Origin of the sequence: Sphingobium terrigena, from assembly GCF_003591655.1 — a bacterium.
Lineage (GTDB): Bacteria > Pseudomonadota > Alphaproteobacteria > Sphingomonadales > Sphingomonadaceae > Sphingobium > Sphingobium terrigena.
Window position 1 is genome coordinate 1 of the sequence record NZ_QVRA01000046.1, and the last position, 18439, is coordinate 18439.

The following is an 18439-nucleotide window of genomic DNA, read 5'->3' on the forward strand; positions in this document are numbered from 1 at the left end:
TACGTCCACGCGCTAGTGACAGCCTAAAACCCTGCCCATGATGGCTCAATCACCGCATAGCCGCGCGCAACCAACAACCATAACCAACCCGCCCGGCCAAATCGCCGCTTACGCAAAGGTCTCGGCAAGGCAGGGCTATCGCAATGAAACTGCTCCCTCCTTCATCGTCATCCTGAATTTATTTCAGGATCCATTTCTCGTCTCGAACTGCGGCTTTTGGGGCATGATGGATGCTGAAACGAGTTCAGCATGACGTTGGAGGGATAACGGAACGTCATATGCGATAGCCCTGCCTTGCAGGGGGGGATCTTGCTGTTTCACCGCCGCGTTAACCCCTGCCCCTCTGCCTGTCCCATCGCGGCACAGGGGTGAATCCGGGGAGGAAGTGGAAAGGAAATGCGTCTATGGGCGACATGGGCGACAGCGGGTCGCGGCACATGAGGGCTTCACATGCAGGCGATGGGTTGGAAAGGACGCAGCAGCATCATCGCGCTTGTCCTTGCCGCGCTCGTCGCGCCGCGCTTCATCACCGCCGCCCCGCTCGACATGCTGGACGGGCATCACGCCCAGGACGACCCAGCTGAAGAGGCCACCGCCAACTTCCCCGGCTCCGCCTTCTTCTTCGCAGAAGGCGCGTTTGATCCCGTCCCCGGCGCGCTGACCGTGCAGAGCGAGCATGTCATGGGGCTGGACGAGGTACAGGCCGCGCCTGCCGCCATCTTTCGCGGCATCACCGGCCTCGACAGCTATCGCGCGCTCAACTGCCTGACATCGGCCATCTATTATGAAGCCGGGAACGAGCCGGACGATGGCCAGCGCGCCGTCGCGCAAGTGGTCCTCAACCGCGTGCGCAGCCAGCTCTGGCCCGACACGGTGTGCGGCGTCGTGTATGAAGGGTCGGAACGTAGCGACTATAAATGCCAGTTCACCTTCAGCTGCGACGGTGCAATGGCGCGCCTGCCTGCCGCCGCCCAATGGGTGCGTGCGCGCCGCGTGGCGCAGGATGCGCTGGCGGGCCGCGTTTATGCGCCGGTGGGCCTTGCCACCCATTATCACACGCTGGCGGTGCGCCCCAACTGGTCGTCCAGCCTGCACCCGGTCGCGGTCATCGGCGCGCACATCTTCTACCGCAATCCCGGCTATAACGGCACCCCCGCCGCCTTCCGCGCCGCCTATCTGGGGCGCGAAACCATATCCGGCCCGGCACGCCGGGTCTGGCCCGCCAAGCCGGTCGCTCCCGTCGAGGCGCTTGTCGCGCCTTTCAGCAGCGCCGCTCCCCCCGTGCCATCGACCGGCTGGACCGCCCCCGTGATCCGCCCGGCCCCGGCCAATCGTGACGACAATCTGCCGGAATCCACCATCCGCCCGGAATATCGCAACAGCGGCCGCCCGATCGTCTGAGCCAACTTTTTTGCGGTTAACGCCCGCGATACCAGCCAAATATCTGGAATCGCGCGGGATTAAAAATGCGCTTTTTTTGAAGATTGCGGGAACCGAAATACGACATCGTGGGTTCTTCACTTCGGATAGCAAATCTTTTGCCCCCCGCTCTTGCTATCCACACAATATGAGCCCGGAACGCCTCCCCCCCCCGACGCGTTCCGGGCTCAGATTTTTTTGGGCGTTTTTCTTCTTGAAATCATTAAATTTTCCACAACCGGAACGCTTGCTTCATCGGCGGGTTCTGTCTTTCGTCACTGGTATGGCTCACCCCATGCGGTCGCACGTTTCTCAAGGAGAGTTTCGATGACGAAAAAGATTCTCGCAGCCCTGCTGCTCACCGGTTCGCTGATGGTCGCCGCTTGTAACACCGTCGAAGGCGCTGGCCGCGACGTGCAGAGCGCGGGCGCGGCTGTGGAAAAGGCGGCCGACTGACCCCTTCCGCGTTCAGACTACCCGACTCCCAAGCATCGGCCCGCCCCTCAAAAAGGCGGGCCGCTTTTTGTTTCAGGCCGACGCTTCTTCGGCTTCCTGTATCTTCGCCTGCCGCCGGTCGGTGAACCAGATCGCAACGATCGTGATCTCGTAGAGCAGCAGCAGCGGAATCGCGAGCATCAGCTGCGACACGACATCGGGCGGGGTCAGCACTGCCGCGACGATGAAGGCCGCCACGATCATATAACGGCGCAGGCCGATGAGCTGCGCCCTGCTGACGAACCCGGCCCGGTTGAGCAGCATCAGCAGCACCGGCATCAGAAAACTGATCCCGAACGCCAGGATGAACTGCATCACCAGCCCCAGATAGGCGTCCGCGCTCGGCAAGGCCTCGACCTGCAAGCCGCTGCTATTGCCCTGAAACTCCAGAAAGAAGTGGAAGGCGGTCGGCATCACCACGAAATAGGCCAGGCTTGCGCCCAGACCGAACAGGAAGGGCGTCGCCAAAATGAAGGGCAACAGCGCCTTCTTTTCCTTGGCATAAAGGCCCGGCGCAACGAACGCCCATAGCTGGTTGGCGATGATCGGGAAGGACAGGCAGAAAGCCCCGAAAAAGGCGATCTTCACCTGCACGAAAAACGCCTCATACAGCTTGGTATAGACCAGCTTGCCGCCCGCATCGCCAAAGGCTTCCTTGAGCGGATGGACCAGAATGGCGAACAATTGCTCGGAAAAATAGAAACAGATCGCGCCTGTCAGCACCAGCGCATAGACGCATTTCAATAATCGCCCGCGCAACTCGATCAGATGGTCGAGCAAAGGCGCCTTGCTCTCGTCAATATCGCCGATCATGCCGCCGACCCGCTCTTGCCGTCCGCCGCCGCTTCCCCGGCCAGATAGGGCGGCGCATCGGTCGCCGACGCCACGGGCGCGGACTGCGCCACGAAGGGCGGCGGCCCGTCAGGCGCTGCCTCAGCGTCTCCCTCAGGCGCAGGCAGCGCTTCCATCGCAGGCGCAGCCACCTCTGGCGGATGCTCGTCCATGATCCGCTTGTTCTGCGCGGCCCACTTCTTCTCCAGCTCCTCCAGCTCGACCTCGCGCACCATGGCGTCCAGGCCAGTGCGGAAATGGCGCGCCATGCCCTGCGCCTTGCCGACGATCTGCCCCACCTTGTAGAGCGCGCGCGGCAAGTCCTTCGGCCCGATCACGATCACCGCAACGATGACGATCAGCAGGAACTCGGTCGAATCGATACCAAACATGCGTGGCTACCCTACCACCCGGCGCCTGAGCGTCAGGCCTTGGTCTTTTCTTCGGTAGCAGCGGTCGCATCCTGTTCGGGCACGCGATGGCCTTCCAGCCGGGTCGCGGGCTTGGCCGGGGTGGCGACGTCGTCATCGTCGGCCATGCCCTTCTTGAAGCTCTTGATACCCTTGGCCACGTCACCCATCAGGCCGGAAATCCGGCCGCCACCGAACAGCAGCATGACGACCAGGAGCACGATCACCCAGTGCATCAGCGAGAAGGAACCCATGATAATATACTCCAGTAAGGCAGCCTATCTAGGCCACATCATCGTCATTTTCCAGAACGGATTGCCCGCCCAGACCCTCCAGCGCCAAATCGACCGGATCGAGCAGCCCGGCCGCGCGCAGATCGTCGATACCGGGCAGGTCACGGCGGCTGCTAAGCCCGAAATGTGACAGAAAATCTACGGTCGTCGCATAGATAAGCGGCCGGCCCGGCACCTCGCGCCGTCCCGCTGGCCGCACCCATCCTGCTTCCATCAGCACGTCCAGCGTCCCCTTGGCCACCTGCACGCCGCGGATCGCCTCTATCTCGGCCCGGCTGACCGGCTCATGATAGGCGATGATCGCCAGCGTCTCCATCGCCGCCCGCGACAATTTGCGCGCCTCATCCTTCTCGCGTCGCAAGATATGGGCCAGGTCCGCCGCCGTCTGGAAATGCCAGCGCCCGCCCCGCTCGACCAGATTGATGCCGCGCCCGGCATATTCGTCGGTCAATTGCCGGAGCACCGCCGCCAGATCGCCCGCATCGCCGACATGCAGCCGCAATTCGGCGGGCGTCAGCGGCGCTTCGGCCACGAACAGGGCCGCCTCGACCGCACGCAGATAATCGTCCGGTTCCCCGTTCATGCCTTCGCTCCCCTGTCCGGCACCCCGGCACGCAGATAGATGGGCTGGAAAATCCCGTCCTGCTGGATTTCCAGCCGCCCCTGCCGCGCCAGCTCCAGCGCCGCGACGAAACTGCTCGCCAGCGCCGACTTCGCCTTGGCGCTGTCGAGTCCCGTGGGCAAAAACGCCTCCAGCCGCGTCCAGTCGATCGCCGCGCCGACCAGCGCGCCAACCCGCTGGATCGCCTCGTCCAGCGTCATCACCGGCCGCACCGCAATCACATGGACGGCAGGCTGGGTCCGGGCGCGAATCTGGCCATAGGACTGGATCAGGTCATAGAGGCTCGCCTGCCACTTGGCCTTGCGCACCAGCCGCAGCCCTTCGGGCTTGCGCCGCACGAACACATCACGCCCCACCCGGTCGCGCGCCATCAGCCGCGCCGCCGCATCGCGCATCGCGTGCAGCCGCTGGAGCCGCAATTGCAGCCGCAACGCCAGTTCTTCGGGGCTGGGATCGGCCTGCTCCTGACGCGGCAGCAGCAAGGCGGATTTTAGGTAAGCCAGCCACGCCGCCATCACCAGATAATCCGCCGCCAGCTCCAGCTTCAACTGTCGCGCACCGTCGATAAATTGCAGATATTGCTCGGTCAGCGCCAGGATCGAAATCTCGCGCAAATCCACCTTCTGCGACCGCGCCAGCGTCAGCAACAGATCAAGCGGTCCTTCCCATGCGTCGAAGCTGACGGTCAGCGTGTCGGGGCTTGGGATAGCGGGCGCAATGAACAGGTCGTCCACGTCTAGTCCCTCCCCCATGGGCCAGGGTTATGGCATATGAAACAGCCCTCTATTTCACCGTCATCCTGAACTTGTTTCAGGATCCATTTTTCCAGCTCACACAGTTGCTTGTGACGAGAAATGGATGCTGAAATAAATTCAGCATGACGTTGGAGGGATAACCGAACGTCATGCGCAATAGTCCTCCCCCTATGGGAGGAATTTTCGAGTTCGCCTCTCAAGCCGCAACCAACCCCAGCAGACTGTCCCGCGTCGCCAGCAATTCCGCCAGTTCCGGCTGATCCCCGCCGCGCGCCACTGACGCCATCGCCCGGTCGAGCCGCGCCCGGCCCGCTTCCGTGATCTCCGGCAGCCGATCGGCAATCCCGACCATATCGTCCATCCGTCCCCAGCAATTGAGCGCCAGATCGCATCCCGCCGCAACCACGCCCGCCGCCAGATCGGGAATGCTGCCCTGCAACGCCTTCATGTCCAGATCGTCCGACATCAACAGCCCGTCAAAGCCGATTCGCCCGCGGATAATCTCCTCGATCACCGTCGGGGACAGGCTGGCCGGGCGCTCCGCGTCCCAGGCCGTGTAAACGACATGCGCGGTCATCCCCATCGGCGCGTCGCGCAACCGCTCGAACGGTTGCAGGTCGGTCGCCAGCGCTTGCGGCTCCGCGCGCACCACCGGCAGTTCCAGATGGCTGTCGACCAGCGCGCGGCCATGGCCCGGCATATGCTTGACGATGCCGACCACGCCGCCATCGGCCAGCCCTTCCAGCGTCGCCCGCCCCAGCGCCGCGACCCGCATCGGCTCCGCGCCCAATGTGCGATCGCCCATAATGTCGCTCGCGTCCGCCTGCCGCACGTCCAGCAGCGGCAGCGCATCGACCGTGATGCCGACCTCCGCCAGCGTCAGCGCAATCGCACGGGCATTGGCGCGCGCCGCCGCGATCGCGCTCGACGGCGCGACGTCATAGAGCCGGTCGAACAGCGCACCCGCCGGAAAGGCCGGCCAGACCGGTGCCTGCATCCGCGCCACCCGGCCACCCTCCTGATCGATCATGATCAGCAGGTCGTCCCGCCCATGCAACGCCCGCAAATCATCGGTCAGCGCGCGCAGCTGCGCCCGATCGACGATATTGCGCCGGAACAGGATATAACCAGCCGGTTGTGAGTCGGCGAAAAACGCGCGCTCGTCAGGGGTCAGGGTTGCGCCGGACAGGCCGAAGATGACGGGTTTCATGGGCCAATGGTAGCGCCTGGTGCCGCCCCTGTCGAAGGCGAATTGCCCGGCTGCGATCAGGCTGCCTCCGCCGCCTCCCTCCGTTCCGCGTCCATCATCGCCTGCAACATACGCCGCCCCTCCACCGCGTTGCGATCGGTCTTGATCAGCAGTTCGTCGGGATTTTCACCGATGATCGCCAGCATCTTCTCAATCTCTTCGGTCGCGAACTTGTCCTCGTCCAGCACGGGCCTCAGATAATCGAACATGAAATCCATGCCCTCCACATCCTCGGACGCCATGGCAAAGAAATAGATGCAACTGCCCGGCGTCGCGGGCGTGACGGCATGATAGACCCGGCTGGTCACGATCGTTTCGCCGGGATGTTCGGGGTGGTCCTGCGGATAGGCCATGTCGCCAATCCCCGCATGAAAGCCCGGCAGATAGAAATCCATCCCCGTCACCCGGTCGATCTTGCCCGCATAACGCCCGCTCGCCGCCATCACCGCCGGCGCGTCGGCATTGCGGATGTACCGGCGGCAACTCAGAAATCCGGGGCGCTTGACCAGCTCTTCGGGCGCCTGCGCATTCTCCACCGTGCCAATGCTGCTGGCGTGGAGGAAGGCGAGGTGCGACAGATCGAGCAGATTGTCGTTGAGCAGCTGGTAGCGTCCCTGCACCTCCTGCACATAGAATGGCCGCGCCGTCATGCCCGCCGCCGTGACGCCAATCTCCTCCAGGTCCGGCAGCAGCGCGACATCGGCCTTGTCCGCGTCCCCCATCCAGATCCACGCCCACAGCCCATGTTCGACCAGTGGATAGGTCGGGATTTTGTAGGCGCGCGGGACGACATCCTGCGACGGAATATCGACGCATTGGCCATCCGCGCCAAAAGCGATGCCATGATAGCCACAGACGATCGCATCGCCCTTCAGGCAGCTTTTGCCCAAGGGGAAATGCCGGTGCGGACAGCGCCCGCCAACCGCAACCGCCTCGCCATCTTCCTTGCGATAGAGGACGACCGGCTGGTTCAGGATCGTCCGCGCCAGCAGATCGCGGCCCAGTTCGTTACGAAACGCGGCAACATACCAGCCATTGCGGACGGCAAAAGACCCTTCCCGAAACGGATACATGACATCTCTCCCTGACAAAGGCCCGCTTCGCCGCGTGTCGCGATCGATGCCGACCCGGTTAAACTAACAGTGTTAGTCTAACATCGTTAGGGAGCAGGATCAAGCCCATGGATCAGGGCATCCAGCCCCTCGGCAAACGCCGTGTCGATCGGCAATCGGGATTGTAGATAGGCCGCGTTCGGCCCTTGGGCGAAGGTGGTCCAGCCGGTGACCAGCGCCTGCACCGACGCCTGCATCATGATCGCACGCTCCGGTGCCAGCCCCAGCGCAACCAGTGGCGCAGCGGTCGCCTCCTGCATCGCTTCCAGCACGTCTATCGGCTGTCCCGCGCCCAGGATCAGCCGTCCCGCATCGCGCGTCGCATTCTGGGCCTGCCACAGCGCCATGCCGAACCCGCGCAACCAGTCGCGCCAATCGGTGCAGGCCGGGATTTTGGTCAGGCAATCAGTGAAGATGCTTTCAGCCAGCAGCGCCAGCAGCATATTCTTGTCCGCGACGTGCCAGTAAAGCGACGGCGCTTTGACATCGAGTCGCGCCGCGACCTTGCGCAGGCTCAGCTGGTCCAGCCCCTGTTCGTTCAGCACATCCAGCGCCGCCGCCGCGATTGTCGCGCGGGTCAGTTTCCGTTCGGTCATGCCCTTCCTTCGGGCAGCATGACGCCTATGTCCATCGCAAGGCGAAGGCTCAGTTGACCACCATGCAGCTTTCGCCGGCTACTTTCAGCTTGCCGCAGATCAGGCTGGCCTGCCCGCCCGCGCTCGCCCGCAAGCGATAGACGGTGCTTCCGCCGACTTCCGCCGGTTCGACGATCATTGCCAGCGGCGCAAGATAGGCAAAGCGCTTGGACAGCCGGGTCCAGGCATCCTTGGCCCCCGCCGCGCTGCCATAGGCACCCAGCTGGATCAGCGCGCCGCCCGGTGCTGTCTTGGGCGCCACGGCTGCGCGATCGCCGGTTTCGTCGGTGACGCGCGCGCTCACGCTTTGCGCGGGCTTGGCTGGCACGACCGGCTTGGTCCCGGTCGGCGCGGGCGCGGTCTTGGTGATCGGCGCTTCCGGCACGCGGCTGGCGTCGATCCGCCCGTCGCGCAGCACGCCTTCGCTCGCGGCAAAGCTCGCATCGCCTTCGCCATCGAACTTCTTGGCATCCGCTTCATTGGCGGCGATCTTGTAATTGTCCGCAGGCGCAGCGATCAGCTGGCCTTCGCCTGCCAGCCCCGCGCCATTGCGATTCTGCGCCCACCAGATGCCAGCCACGACCGCGCCGATCAGGACAAGACCCAGCAGGATCAGACCCAGCAGCCGCAACGGCGAGATGCTGTCCTCATCCTCCTCATCGACCGCAGGCTCCAGCCAGGGCAGCCGGTCCTCATCGTCAAAATCCAGCCGGTCCCGTGCATAGTCGCCCATCGTCCGCGTCTCTCTAGTTCAGCTCTGTCAGTGCCGTCACGCCCATCAGGGCCAGGCCATTGCGGATAATCTGCCCTATTCCCTGCGCCAGGAAAAGCCGCGACGCGGTCAGCGCCGGATCATCGGCCAGGATGACGCGCGCGCGCGGATCATCATTGCCCATATTCCACCAGCCATGGAAGGCGGACGCCAAGTCATTGAGATAGAAGGCAACTCTATGCGGCTCACGGGTCAGCGCCGCCCCTTCGACCACGCGCGGGAACTGCGCCGCCAGTTTGATCAGCCCCAGCTCCGCTGTCCCAAGCAGGGACAGGTCGGGCGCAGGCAACACGATCCCCGCCTCTTCCGCCTTGCGCCCCAGCGATGAAATGCGCGCATGGGCATATTGGACATAAAAGACCGGATTGTCCTTGGACGCCTCCACCACCTTGGCGAAATCGAAATCCATCTGCGCATCGGCCTTGCGCGTCAGCATGGTGAAGCGGACGACATCCTTGCCCACTTCGCCCACGACATCGGCCAGCGTCACGAAATTGCCCGCCCGCTTGGACATTTTCACCGGCTCACCATCGCGCAGCAGCCGCACCATCTGAATGAGCTTGACGTCGAAGCGCGCCTTGCCCTCCGTCAGCGCCGCGACCGCCGCCTGGATGCGCTTGACCGTGCCGGCATGGTCCGCGCCCCAGATGTCGATCAGTTGGTCCGCGCTCTGCGCCTTCTGATAATGATAGGCCATGTCGGCCCCGAAATAGGTCCAGCTGCCGTTCGACTTCTTGATCGGCCGGTCCTGATCGTCGCCAAATTTGGTCGACCGGAACAGCGGCAGCACCACCGGCTCCCAATCGTCGGGCAATTCGCCCTTGGGCGCTTCCAGCACACCGTCATAGACCAGATCCTGCGCCCGCAGCCAGGCTTCGGCCTCGTCGGGCTTGCCCGCCGCCTGCAATTCCGCCTCGGACGCGAAGATGTCGTGATGGATGCCCAGCAGCGCCAGATCGGCGCGGATCATGTCCATCATCTTGGCGACCGCAAAGCTGCGGAACGTCACCAGCCAGTCGGCCTCCGGCGCGCCGACGAACCGGTCGCCATATTCGGCAGCAAGCGCCTGCCCCACCGGCACCAGATAGTCGCCCGGATACAGGCCTTCGGGCACCGCGCCGACATCTTCGCCCAGTGCCTCGCGATACCGCAGATGCGCTGACCGGGCGAGAACGTCCACCTGCCCGCCCGCATCATTGATATAATATTCGCGGATCACCTTATGCCCGGCATATTCCAGCAGGGTTGCGAGCGCATCGCCCACCACCGCGCCCCGGCAATGGCCCATATGCATCGGACCGGTCGGATTGGCGGAGACATATTCGACATTGACGGTAACGCCCGCGCCGACGGTCGACCGGCCATAATCGTCGCCCTCTGCCGCCAGCACGGCGAGTTCCGAACGCCATGTCACATCGGTCAGCGTCAGGTTGATGAAGCCCGGCCCGGCGATCGACGCACGCGCCACTTCGGTCAGCCCCTCCAGCTTGTCGACGATCGCCTCAGCCAGCGCGCGCGGGTTCGTCCCCGCAGGCTTGGCGAGCACCATCGCGGCATTGGTCGCCAGATCGCCATGGGACGCATCGCGCGGCGGCTCGACTGTCACCGCCTTGCGATTAAGGCCGGCGGGCAGGACGCCGTCGGCCTCCAATATGTCCAGCACAGTGTCGAGATGGGCGGTGAAACGGGTATAGAGGGACACGGACATTTCCTTCAACACCGTTCGTCCTGAGCGAAGTCGAAGGTTGAAACGAGGCACGGGACTCGTTTCAACCTGAACGGAGTGAAGGCACTTCGCTCCGCTCAGTGGCAGGCTTCGACTTCGCTCAGCCCGAACGGAAATATGTAACGGGCTTTAGCGGGTCGCATTATATTTGAGCTGGTCCTGGGTCAGGTTGAACCCAACAAGCAACTCAAAGCTGGTTCGCAGCAGCGCCGCCTTGACATCGGGCTGGGCGAAGGGATCGATCGCGGCATCCGCATCGCCCGCCTTGCGCTTCTGCGTGATCTTGGCCTGAATGTCGGCGGGCAGCGATGCCGACGCCTTGTCGACATAGGAACCGGCCTTCGCCTGCGCGCTGGCGCGATAGTCGCCCGCGGCAAAGTTCAGCGTCACCTGGCCAACCCGCTTGGCGACGACAGTATTGCCGCCCCGCACCACGGCGGAAAAATAGGGCAGGGTCACCTGCCGCGCCACGCTGGCGTCGCTGCGCCGGGCGTTCACGGTGAAGCTGGCTTCGGTATAATATTGCGCGCCATCGGCGCAGGTCGACCGCAAATTGGTGATGTCCGCCACTACGTCGATCGCCGCTGCGTCGCGGCTCTGCGCCGGATTGAACAGGGTGATGTCGCCGGTATAGGCTGGCACCGCTGCGGTCGGGCAGGCAGAGCGCACCGCGACAATGCCGCCGGTCGCGTCGATTTCACCCCGGCGCGAACAACCGGCCAGGGCCAGCGCCAACATGCCGGTCGTCATGATGCGGGTGAGGGCAGTACGAGACAGGCAGATGTTTCTTGGCACAGGCAGACATTCCTTGGCATGGCCCGTCGGCCAGAAGCTTTGCGCTTCCTTATCCATCCCCCGCGCTGCGCGCAACCGCAAGGAAGCGGCTTTCCTCCCGGCCCACATTCGCCTAAGCGCAAAGCCATGACCGACAGCGCCGCCGCCCGCCCGCCCATGACCCTTTTGATCGCCGCCCCGCGCGGTTTCTGCGCCGGGGTCGACCGCGCCATCATCATCGTCGAACGGGCGATCGAAACCTATGGCGCGCCGGTCTATGTCCGCCATGAAATCGTCCATAACAAATATGTCGTCGACAGCCTGAAGGCCAAGGGCGCGATCTTCGTCGAGGAACTGGATCAGGTGCCGGACGGCGTGCCGGTCGTCTTTTCCGCCCATGGCGTACCCAAGGCAGTGCCGGCCAAGGCGGAGGAACGCGGCCTCTCCTATCTCGACGCCACCTGCCCGCTGGTCAGCAAGGTCCATCGTCAGGCCGAACGGCAGGTCAAGGATGGCCGCCACATCTTGTTCATCGGGCATAAGGGGCATCCCGAAGTCATCGGCACCTTCGGCCAGGTGCCGGACGGCACCATGACGCTGATCGAGACGGTCGAGGATGCGCTGGCCTTCACCCCCGCCGATCCCGCCGACCTCGCCTTCCTGACCCAGACCACCCTGTCGGTCGATGACACCGCCGCGATCGTTGCCACCCTGCTGGATCGCTTCCCGTCGATCGTCGCGCCCAAGGGGGAGGATATTTGCTATGCCACCTCCAACCGCCAGACATCGGTGAAGGCGATCGCGCCGCGCTGCGACGCGCTCTATGTCATCGGCGCGCCCAACAGCTCCAATTCGCTGCGGCTGGTCGAAGTGGCCGAACGCGAAGGCACCCCCGCCCGCCTGATCCAGCGCGCGGACGAGATCGACTTTGCCTGGCTTGAAGGCGTCACCACGCTGGGCCTCACCGCTGGCGCTTCCGCGCCTGAAGTGCTGGTGCGCGAAGTGGTTGACGCCATCGCGACCCGCTTCACCGTGACCGAGGAGCAGGTCGAAACCGCGCGCGAAACCATCGCCTTCAAACTGCCACGCGGGCTGGAAGCAGCCTGAGCCATGGCCGTCTATACCCACGTCCCTGCCGAAGAGATCGATGCCTTCCTCACCCGCTATGACGCAGGCCGCCTCGTGTCGGCCAAGGGCATTGCCGAAGGGGTGGAGAATAGCAATTATCTGCTGGAAACCACCGGCCATGATGGCTCCGGCCACCGCTATATCCTGACCCTCTATGAAAAGCGGGTGGATGAAGCGGACCTGCCCTTCTTCATGGACCTGCTCGATCATCTGGGCGCGCGCGGCTGCCTCGTTCCGCGCTTCATCGCCGACCGGGACGGCCAGCGACTCCAGACCTTGTCGGGTCGCCCCGCCTGCCTCATTGAATTTCTGACCGGCATTTCGCTCACTGAACCGACCCCGGAGCAAGCCCGCGCAACCGGCTCGGCGCTGGGCGAGCTGCATCGCGCAGCCGAGGGCTTTCCGCTGGAACGGCGCAACACGCTGGACCTGGCAGGCTGGCATGATCTGGCGGCCAGATGCGGCGAGGATTTCGAGCAGATCGCACCAGGCCTTGCCGTCCGCGTCCGCGACGAACTCGCCTTTCTCGACGCCCATTGGCCCACGGACCTGCCCCGCAGCGTCATCCATGCCGATCTCTTCCCCGACAATGTGCTGATGCTGGGCGATCAGGTCACGGGCCTCATCGACTTCTACTTCAGTTGCACCGACATTCGCGCCTATGACCTCGCCATCACCCACAGCGCCTGGGTGTTCAGCCATGACGGCGCGACCTTCTTTGCCGATCGCGCGGCGGCGCTGGGCGCGGGGTACGAATCCGCCCACGGCCTCACCGATGCGGAACGCGCCGCCTTCCCGATCCTGTGTCGGGGCGCAGCGCTGCGCTTCCTGCTGACCCGCGCCTATGACTGGATCAACACGCCGCCCGACGCGCTGGTGACTCGCAAGGACCCGCTTGCCTATCTGCGCCGCCTCGATTTCTACGCCAGCGCCAACCCGGCGGACCTGCTGGGCGCCTAACTCCAACATCCGTTCGTTTCGAGCGAAGTCGAGAAACCGACTGGCAGTGCAAGGCTAATAATGACCGATACCCCCACAGTCGACATTTTCACCGACGGCGCGTGCAAGGGCAACCCCGGCCCTGGCGGCTGGGGCGCAGTGCTGCGCTTTGGCGAAACGGAAAAGGAAATGTCGGGCGGCGAAGCGCTCACCACCAACAACCGCATGGAGATGATGGCCGCGGTCGAGGCGCTCAATGCGCTCAAAAAACCCTGCCGCGTCACGCTCCACACCGACAGCAAATATGTCATGGACGGTATCACCAAATGGGTGTTCGGCTGGCAGAAGAAGGGCTGGCGCACCGCGGACAACAAGCCGGTCAAGAATGTCGAAATCTGGCAGGCGCTGCTGAAAGCCGCCGCCCCTCATCAAGTGACCTGGAAATGGGTCAAGGGCCATGCCGGCCACCCGGAAAATGAGCGCGCCGACCGCCTGGCCAGTGCCGCCGCCGACAGTTTTCGCCGCTAGAGACATATCCCAAGCAACGGCCTATCTTGCCAGCCGCGCTGCGAGACCGCAAAGAGAGGTTTCGGGGGACAAAATGACAGAAAAACCAGTAAAACGTAGCGTAATTTCCAAACCCAGAGCGCGCTTCATTCGCGAGACAGCGGACGTGCGACGCCAGGCCTTGATCGAGGCGACGGCGCGCTGCCTGGCCGACAAAGGCGTCGCTGGCACCTCAGTCCGCGCCATCTGCGCCCGCGCAGGCGTGTCGTCGGGCCTGCTCACCCATTATTTCGATGGGGTCGATGCGCTGATCGTCGCCACCTATGAGGATGTCGGGGCGCGAGTCTCCGCCGCGTTGGAGCAGGCGGTCGAGGAAGCGGGCGACGATCCGCGCGACCAGTTGCGCGCCTGCCTCCAGGCCAATTTCCGCGCGCCCATCCTCGATCCCGATCTGCTCGCGACCTGGACCGCCTTCTGGAGCCTGGTCAAGACCGACGCCAAGATTGCCGCCATCCACGCCGACGTTTATGGCAGCACCCGCGCCCAGCTCGAAACATTGCTGCGGGTCATCGTCCCAGAAATGCCGCCCGAACGCGCCCGCCTCGCCGCGATCAGCCTGACCGCGCTGGTCGATGGCCTGTGGCTGGAAATCTGCCTCGATCCGACCACCTTCTCCGCCGAAGAAGCGCAAGCGATGGTCGAACGCGCCATGATGCTCGCATTGGGCCAGTGGAGGGGGGACGCGGGACGCGGTGATTGGGTCGATCAATCCGTCAGGCCGTGATCGTTTTTCTCACTATCCAAGTCCGAGAAAACCAATTTCCCTCGACTCGACCTCTACCCTACATGGGGTCGGCAACAGCAACCCCTCAGAAGGACCTGACAAGCCCATGGCTCTTATCAACACCACCATCAAGCCGTTCGCCGCGACCGCCTATAAGGAAGGCAAGTTCGTCGACGTCACCGACGCGGACGTGAAGGGCAAGTGGGCGATCTTCTTCTTCTACCCCGCCGACTTCACCTTCGTCTGCCCGACCGAGCTGGAAGATCTGGCCAGCATCTACCCGACGCTGCAGGGTCTCAATGTCGAAGTCTATTCGGTCTCGACCGACACCCATTTCAGCCACAAGGCCTGGCACGACACCTCGCCCGCCATCGGCAAGATCAACTATTATATGCTGGGTGACCAGTCGGGCACGATCACCAACAATTTCGACGTGATGCGCCCCGGCGTTGGCCTCGCTGACCGCGCGACCTTCCTGGTCGATCCCGAAGGCGTGATCCAGTTCATGGAAATCACCTCCGAAGGCGTTGGCCGCAACGCCACCGAACTGCTGCGCAAGGTCAAGGCTGCCCAGTATGTCGCTGCGCACCCCGGTGAAGTCTGCCCCGCCAAGTGGGAAGAAGGCGAAGAAACCCTCGCCCCCTCGCTCGACCTGGTCGGCAAGATCTAATCAGACGCCTGGCCGCGTAAAGGCCCGCCGGGTTCCCGCAAGAGGCGCGGAACCCGGCGGGCCAGGCCACCCTTTTATACAGACATATGCTTTTTCCATCCGGGGTCTTTGGGTCGCACCATCCCCGGCGGCGGGCCGTCTTGCGCTTTTCCCTGTCCCCTCCCCTTGGGAAGTGCAGGGCGGCCCCCTCATCCACGCAACGGAGCCAGAACGATGTTGGACGCAAATCTCAAAGGACAGCTCAAGGGCTATCTGGCGAACATCACCCAGCCGATCGAGCTGGTGGCGTCGCTGGATGATGGCGCAAAGTCGCGCGAACTGGGCGAATTGCTCAACGAAATCGCCGACCTGTCGGACAAGGTGACCGTGGTTACGGGCGCGGACAAGCGCACCCCCAGCTTCATGATCCGCCGCACCGGCACCGACATCGGCGTCCGCTTTGCCGGCATCCCGATGGGCCATGAATTCACCAGCCTCGTCCTCGCCCTGCTCCAGGTCGGCGGCCATCCGTCAAAGGCCGCGCAGGACCTGATCGAACAGGTCAAGGGGCTGGACGGCGACTTCGCCTTTGAAACCTATTTCTCCCTCTCCTGCCAGAATTGCCCGGACGTGGTGCAGGCATTGAACCTGATGAGCGTCCTCAACCCCCGCATCAGCCACGTCGCCATCGACGGCGCGCTGTTCAAGGCGGAAGTGGACGCCCGCAAGGTGATGGCTGTCCCCACCATCTTCCTGAACGGCGAACCCTTTGGTTCGGGCCGCATGGAACTGGAACAGATCGTCGCGAAGATCGACAGCGGCGCCGCCACCCGCGCCGCCGAGAAGATCAGGAAACAGGAGCCGTTCGAGGTGCTGATCGTCGGCGGCGGGCCTGCGGGCGCGGCGGCGGCCATCTATGCCGCGCGCAAGGGCATCCGCACCGGCGTCGCCGCCGAACGCTTCGGGGGCCAGGTGCTGGACACAATGGCGATCGAGAATTTCATCTCGGTCAGCCATACCGAAGGGCCAAAGCTGGCGTCGGCGCTCGAAGCCCATGTGAAGGATTATGATGTCGAGATCATGAACCTGCAAAAGGCGACGAAGCTGATCCCCGCCCGCACCGAAGGCGGCTATCATGAGGTCGTGCTGGAAAACGGCGCGTCGCTGAAAGGCCGCACCCTCATCCTCTCCACCGGCGCGCGCTGGCGGCAGATGGGCGTGCCGGGCGAGGACGAGTATCGCAACAAGGGCGTGGCCTATTGCCCCCATTGCGACGGCCCCCTGTTCAAGGGCAAGCGCGTCGCGGTGATCGGCGGCGGCAATAGCGGCGTCGAAGCCGCGATCGATCTGGCCGGCATCGTTGCCCATGTGACGCTGATCGAATTTGACAGCCAGCTGCGCGCCGACGCGGTCCTGCAACGCAAGCTCGCCAGCCTGCCCAACGTCAAGATCATCACCTCGGCCCTGACCAGCAAGGTCGACGGCAATGGCGAACGGGTCACCGGCCTGTCCTACAAGGACCGCAACAGCGGCACCGAACATGACGTGGAACTGGAAGGCATCTTCGTCCAGATCGGCCTGGTCCCCAACACCGAATGGCTCAAGGACACGGTCGCCCTCTCCCCCCGCGGCGAAATCGAAATCGACGCCCGCGGCGAAACCAGCGTGCCGGGTGTGTTTGCGGCAGGGGATTGCACGACGGTCCCCTACAAGCAGATCGTCATCGCCATGGGCGCGGGGTCAACGGCGGGCCTGTCGGCGTTCGACTATCTGATCCGTTTGCCCGCGAGTGAGGAGGCGGCACAGGCGGCATGACGGGGTGAGTCCGACGGCGAGCTGGACATATGTGAAGCGGCCGATCCGGGGACGGGTCGGCCGTTTTTTTGTGGGGCTACCAAGCAGATCAACGCTCCGCCATCAGTCGCTCCGCAACCTCGCGGACACGTTCAGCCACCGTCGTCAGAGCCTCATCCTGATCGGGCCAAGAGGCGATCGCCTTACCGTCCGTAGGCGTTGCCTGCAATCGAGCGAATTCGGTTGTTTTCCACATACAATTACGAGCAATCACCGGAATAACTACCACATCGCCAACACGTTCACGCTGTAATGCGGATTCCATTTCAATATCGTAGCAATATTTAGAATTTATAAAATCTATACTAACAAGTAGAAGAATTATATCTGCACTTTGCAACGCGTCACTGATTGATACATCCCATTTGTCACCAGCGCTTATTTTTCGATCATGCCAAGCATCTATAAGATTGAGCCTCTTGAGAGGTGAGAGATGCTTTATAAGTTCATCTTTCATTTTTTCATCTTGATGCGAATATGAAACAAAAATTTGCAACGCTTTCGCCGGGGCTTCGCCTGGGGCAGAAGCAAGTCCGACACTTCCGCCTCTCCCGCGACCGACTATGATCTCTCTTTCGCTGACAAGTTCACCTTTTATTCGACGATAGAGCGCGTCCTCCCAGCCGAGCGCATCTCGAAGTACTTGGTTAGCAATCAGCGTTTGCTCACCTTGTGACTGCTTTTCCAACGCATCGAGAAAAAGCTGCCGGTAACTGCGCCTAACTCTCGGTTTTCTAACTGTTGTTGCCTTCGCCAATCTTGCCCCCTTGCAAATTTCTCAATGTAGAACTCCATAGCAGTCTGTTTTCCTAATTGCAGGTTACTATTCGCCGAGCGTGGGCTCCATAGCCCGAAAATATCCGTGCTAATCTCCAGCGCCGCGCTCGCATGTCGCCGCGTTCGCCTATTCTCCGCGCGGGGCGATCAACATCTCCGGCATTTCGCCTCAAGCCGCTTCCTGCAACCGCCGCACAGCCGGCTGCCCATGCTCACGCGCGCGCCACAGGTCGTAATTGGCCTGCATGGCCAGTCATGCGCGCGCGGTGCTGGTGCCCGCCTGTTCCAGCCGCAGGGCCAGATCGGGGCTGATCGCCGCTTTGCCATTCAGCACGCGCGACAGGGCGACGCGCGACATGGCGAGACGGCTGGCTGCTTCGGTGACGGACAGGCCGAGCGCCATAGTGACTTCATCACGCAGCAGTTCGCCGGGATGGGGAGGGTTATGCATCATCGTCATGGCCTCAATGGTGGCTGTTATCAGACCCCTTGCCTTTACCAAAGCTATCGCAAGGAAACGCACCTCATTTCACCTCGTCAGGCTGAATTTATTTAGCTGCGCTGGCCTTCGGCTCAGCATCCATTTCGGTCGTGTCCCACGGGGTGGTGTAGGAAGGTTTTCCTGAGAAGGGTGGCCACCGTCGATCTTCTGGTAGGGTTCGGATGCGAACTCGAACCTGGAGAAGAAGACGATGACCGACGACAGAA

At 63.1% G+C, this 18439-nt stretch carries 22 protein-coding genes; 9 read left to right on the forward strand and 13 right to left on the reverse strand.

What is annotated here, in order from left to right; genetic code table 11:
- The first annotated feature begins 37 nt into the window (after positions 1–37).
- The 3 genes from D0Z70_RS24720 (at position 38) to D0Z70_RS23310 (ending at position 1875) form a co-directional block, all read left to right on the forward strand.
- Positions 38–253 carry a hypothetical protein gene (locus tag D0Z70_RS24720; RefSeq protein WP_147418830.1) on the forward strand — a complete coding sequence of 72 codons (216 nt, stop codon included), beginning with the start codon at positions 38–40 and terminating at the stop codon, positions 251–253.
- Positions 254–450: 197 nt separating this feature from the next.
- Positions 451–1401, forward strand: coding sequence for a cell wall hydrolase (locus D0Z70_RS23305; protein ID WP_119750492.1), 951 nt, complete (start codon positions 451–453; stop codon positions 1399–1401).
- A gap of 345 nt (positions 1402–1746) precedes the next feature.
- Positions 1747–1875 (forward strand): entericidin A/B family lipoprotein, encoded by a 129-nt coding sequence (locus D0Z70_RS23310; RefSeq protein ID WP_119750494.1) that lies wholly within the window; start codon positions 1747–1749, stop codon positions 1873–1875.
- A 72-nt stretch (positions 1876–1947) separates the two neighbouring features.
- Here the strand turns inward: D0Z70_RS23310 and tatC are convergent, their stop codons facing one another.
- The 11 genes from tatC to D0Z70_RS23365 all read right to left on the reverse strand — a co-directional run bounded on the left by tatC (position 1948) and on the right by D0Z70_RS23365 (position 11057).
- On the reverse strand, positions 1948–2727 hold the full coding sequence (gene tatC, locus D0Z70_RS23315; protein WP_119750496.1) for a twin-arginine translocase subunit TatC: 780 nt from the start codon (positions 2725–2727) through the stop codon (positions 1948–1950).
- The gene (gene tatB, locus D0Z70_RS23320) at positions 2724–3137 is read right to left on the reverse strand and encodes a Sec-independent protein translocase protein TatB (RefSeq protein WP_119750498.1); all 414 of its coding nucleotides are present in this window, start codon (positions 3135–3137) and stop codon (positions 2724–2726) included. Before tatB ends, tatC begins: the two co-directional genes overlap by 4 nt.
- Before the next feature lie 32 nt (positions 3138–3169).
- Positions 3170–3409, reverse strand: a complete 240-nt coding sequence (locus D0Z70_RS23325; protein WP_119750500.1) for a twin-arginine translocase TatA/TatE family subunit — start codon at positions 3407–3409, stop codon at positions 3170–3172.
- Positions 3410–3437: 28 nt separating this feature from the next.
- Positions 3438–4031 (reverse strand): SMC-Scp complex subunit ScpB, encoded by a 594-nt coding sequence (gene scpB, locus D0Z70_RS23330; RefSeq protein ID WP_119750502.1) that lies wholly within the window; start codon positions 4029–4031, stop codon positions 3438–3440.
- Entirely contained in the window at positions 4028–4804 is a 777-nt protein-coding gene (locus D0Z70_RS23335) for a segregation and condensation protein A (protein ID WP_119750504.1), read from the reverse strand. The genes scpB and D0Z70_RS23335 overlap by 4 nt, the downstream gene beginning before the upstream one ends.
- 217 nt (positions 4805–5021) lie before the next feature.
- Positions 5022–6035 (reverse strand): beta-N-acetylhexosaminidase, encoded by a 1014-nt coding sequence (gene nagZ / locus D0Z70_RS23340; protein WP_119750506.1) that lies wholly within the window; start codon positions 6033–6035, stop codon positions 5022–5024.
- 56 nt (positions 6036–6091) lie between these two features.
- Positions 6092–7147, reverse strand: coding sequence for a Rieske 2Fe-2S domain-containing protein (locus tag D0Z70_RS23345; protein WP_119750508.1), 1056 nt, complete (start codon positions 7145–7147; stop codon positions 6092–6094).
- Positions 7148–7233: 86 nt separating this feature from the next.
- On the reverse strand, positions 7234–7782 hold the full coding sequence (locus D0Z70_RS23350; protein WP_119750510.1) for a TetR family transcriptional regulator: 549 nt from the start codon (positions 7780–7782) through the stop codon (positions 7234–7236).
- A gap of 49 nt (positions 7783–7831) precedes the next feature.
- Positions 7832–8554 (reverse strand): SPOR domain-containing protein, encoded by a 723-nt coding sequence (locus tag D0Z70_RS23355; protein WP_119750512.1) that lies wholly within the window; start codon positions 8552–8554, stop codon positions 7832–7834.
- A 13-nt stretch (positions 8555–8567) separates the two neighbouring features.
- A complete protein-coding gene (argS, locus tag D0Z70_RS23360; protein WP_119750531.1) occupies positions 8568–10295 on the reverse strand; it encodes an arginine--tRNA ligase in 1728 nt (575 codons plus the stop codon).
- Positions 10296–10448: 153 nt separating this feature from the next.
- A complete protein-coding gene (locus tag D0Z70_RS23365; RefSeq protein ID WP_119750533.1) occupies positions 10449–11057 on the reverse strand; it encodes a hypothetical protein in 609 nt (202 codons plus the stop codon).
- A 183-nt stretch (positions 11058–11240) separates the two neighbouring features.
- On the opposite strand from D0Z70_RS23365, the gene ispH reads away from it, so the two are divergent.
- The 6 genes from ispH (at position 11241) to ahpF (ending at position 16915) form a co-directional block, all read left to right on the forward strand.
- Entirely contained in the window at positions 11241–12200 is a 960-nt protein-coding gene (gene ispH / locus D0Z70_RS23370; RefSeq protein ID WP_119750515.1) for a 4-hydroxy-3-methylbut-2-enyl diphosphate reductase, read from the forward strand.
- 3 nt (positions 12201–12203) lie between these two features.
- Positions 12204–13181 carry a homoserine kinase gene (thrB, locus tag D0Z70_RS23375; protein WP_119750517.1) on the forward strand — a complete coding sequence of 326 codons (978 nt, stop codon included), beginning with the start codon at positions 12204–12206 and terminating at the stop codon, positions 13179–13181.
- Between the two features lie 60 nt (positions 13182–13241).
- The gene (gene rnhA, locus D0Z70_RS23380; RefSeq protein WP_119750519.1) at positions 13242–13688 is read left to right on the forward strand and encodes a ribonuclease HI; all 447 of its coding nucleotides are present in this window, start codon (positions 13242–13244) and stop codon (positions 13686–13688) included.
- Between the two features lie 73 nt (positions 13689–13761).
- Positions 13762–14451, forward strand: coding sequence for a transcriptional regulator BetI (betI, locus tag D0Z70_RS23385; protein ID WP_119750521.1), 690 nt, complete (start codon positions 13762–13764; stop codon positions 14449–14451).
- A 106-nt stretch (positions 14452–14557) separates the two neighbouring features.
- The gene (gene ahpC, locus D0Z70_RS23390) at positions 14558–15121 is read left to right on the forward strand and encodes an alkyl hydroperoxide reductase subunit C (protein WP_119750523.1); all 564 of its coding nucleotides are present in this window, start codon (positions 14558–14560) and stop codon (positions 15119–15121) included.
- Between the two features lie 213 nt (positions 15122–15334).
- Entirely contained in the window at positions 15335–16915 is a 1581-nt protein-coding gene (ahpF, locus tag D0Z70_RS23395; protein WP_119750525.1) for an alkyl hydroperoxide reductase subunit F, read from the forward strand.
- Between the two features lie 88 nt (positions 16916–17003).
- On the opposite strand, the gene D0Z70_RS24725 is transcribed toward ahpF, so the two are convergent.
- Complete coding sequence (locus tag D0Z70_RS24725) at positions 17004–17711, reverse strand: toll/interleukin-1 receptor domain-containing protein (RefSeq protein WP_147418831.1); 708 nt, start codon at positions 17709–17711, stop codon at positions 17004–17006.
- A 273-nt stretch (positions 17712–17984) separates the two neighbouring features.
- Entirely contained in the window at positions 17985–18185 is a 201-nt protein-coding gene (locus D0Z70_RS23410) for a HigA family addiction module antitoxin (protein WP_239019109.1), read from the reverse strand.
- Between the last annotated feature and the right edge of the window lie 254 nt (positions 18186–18439).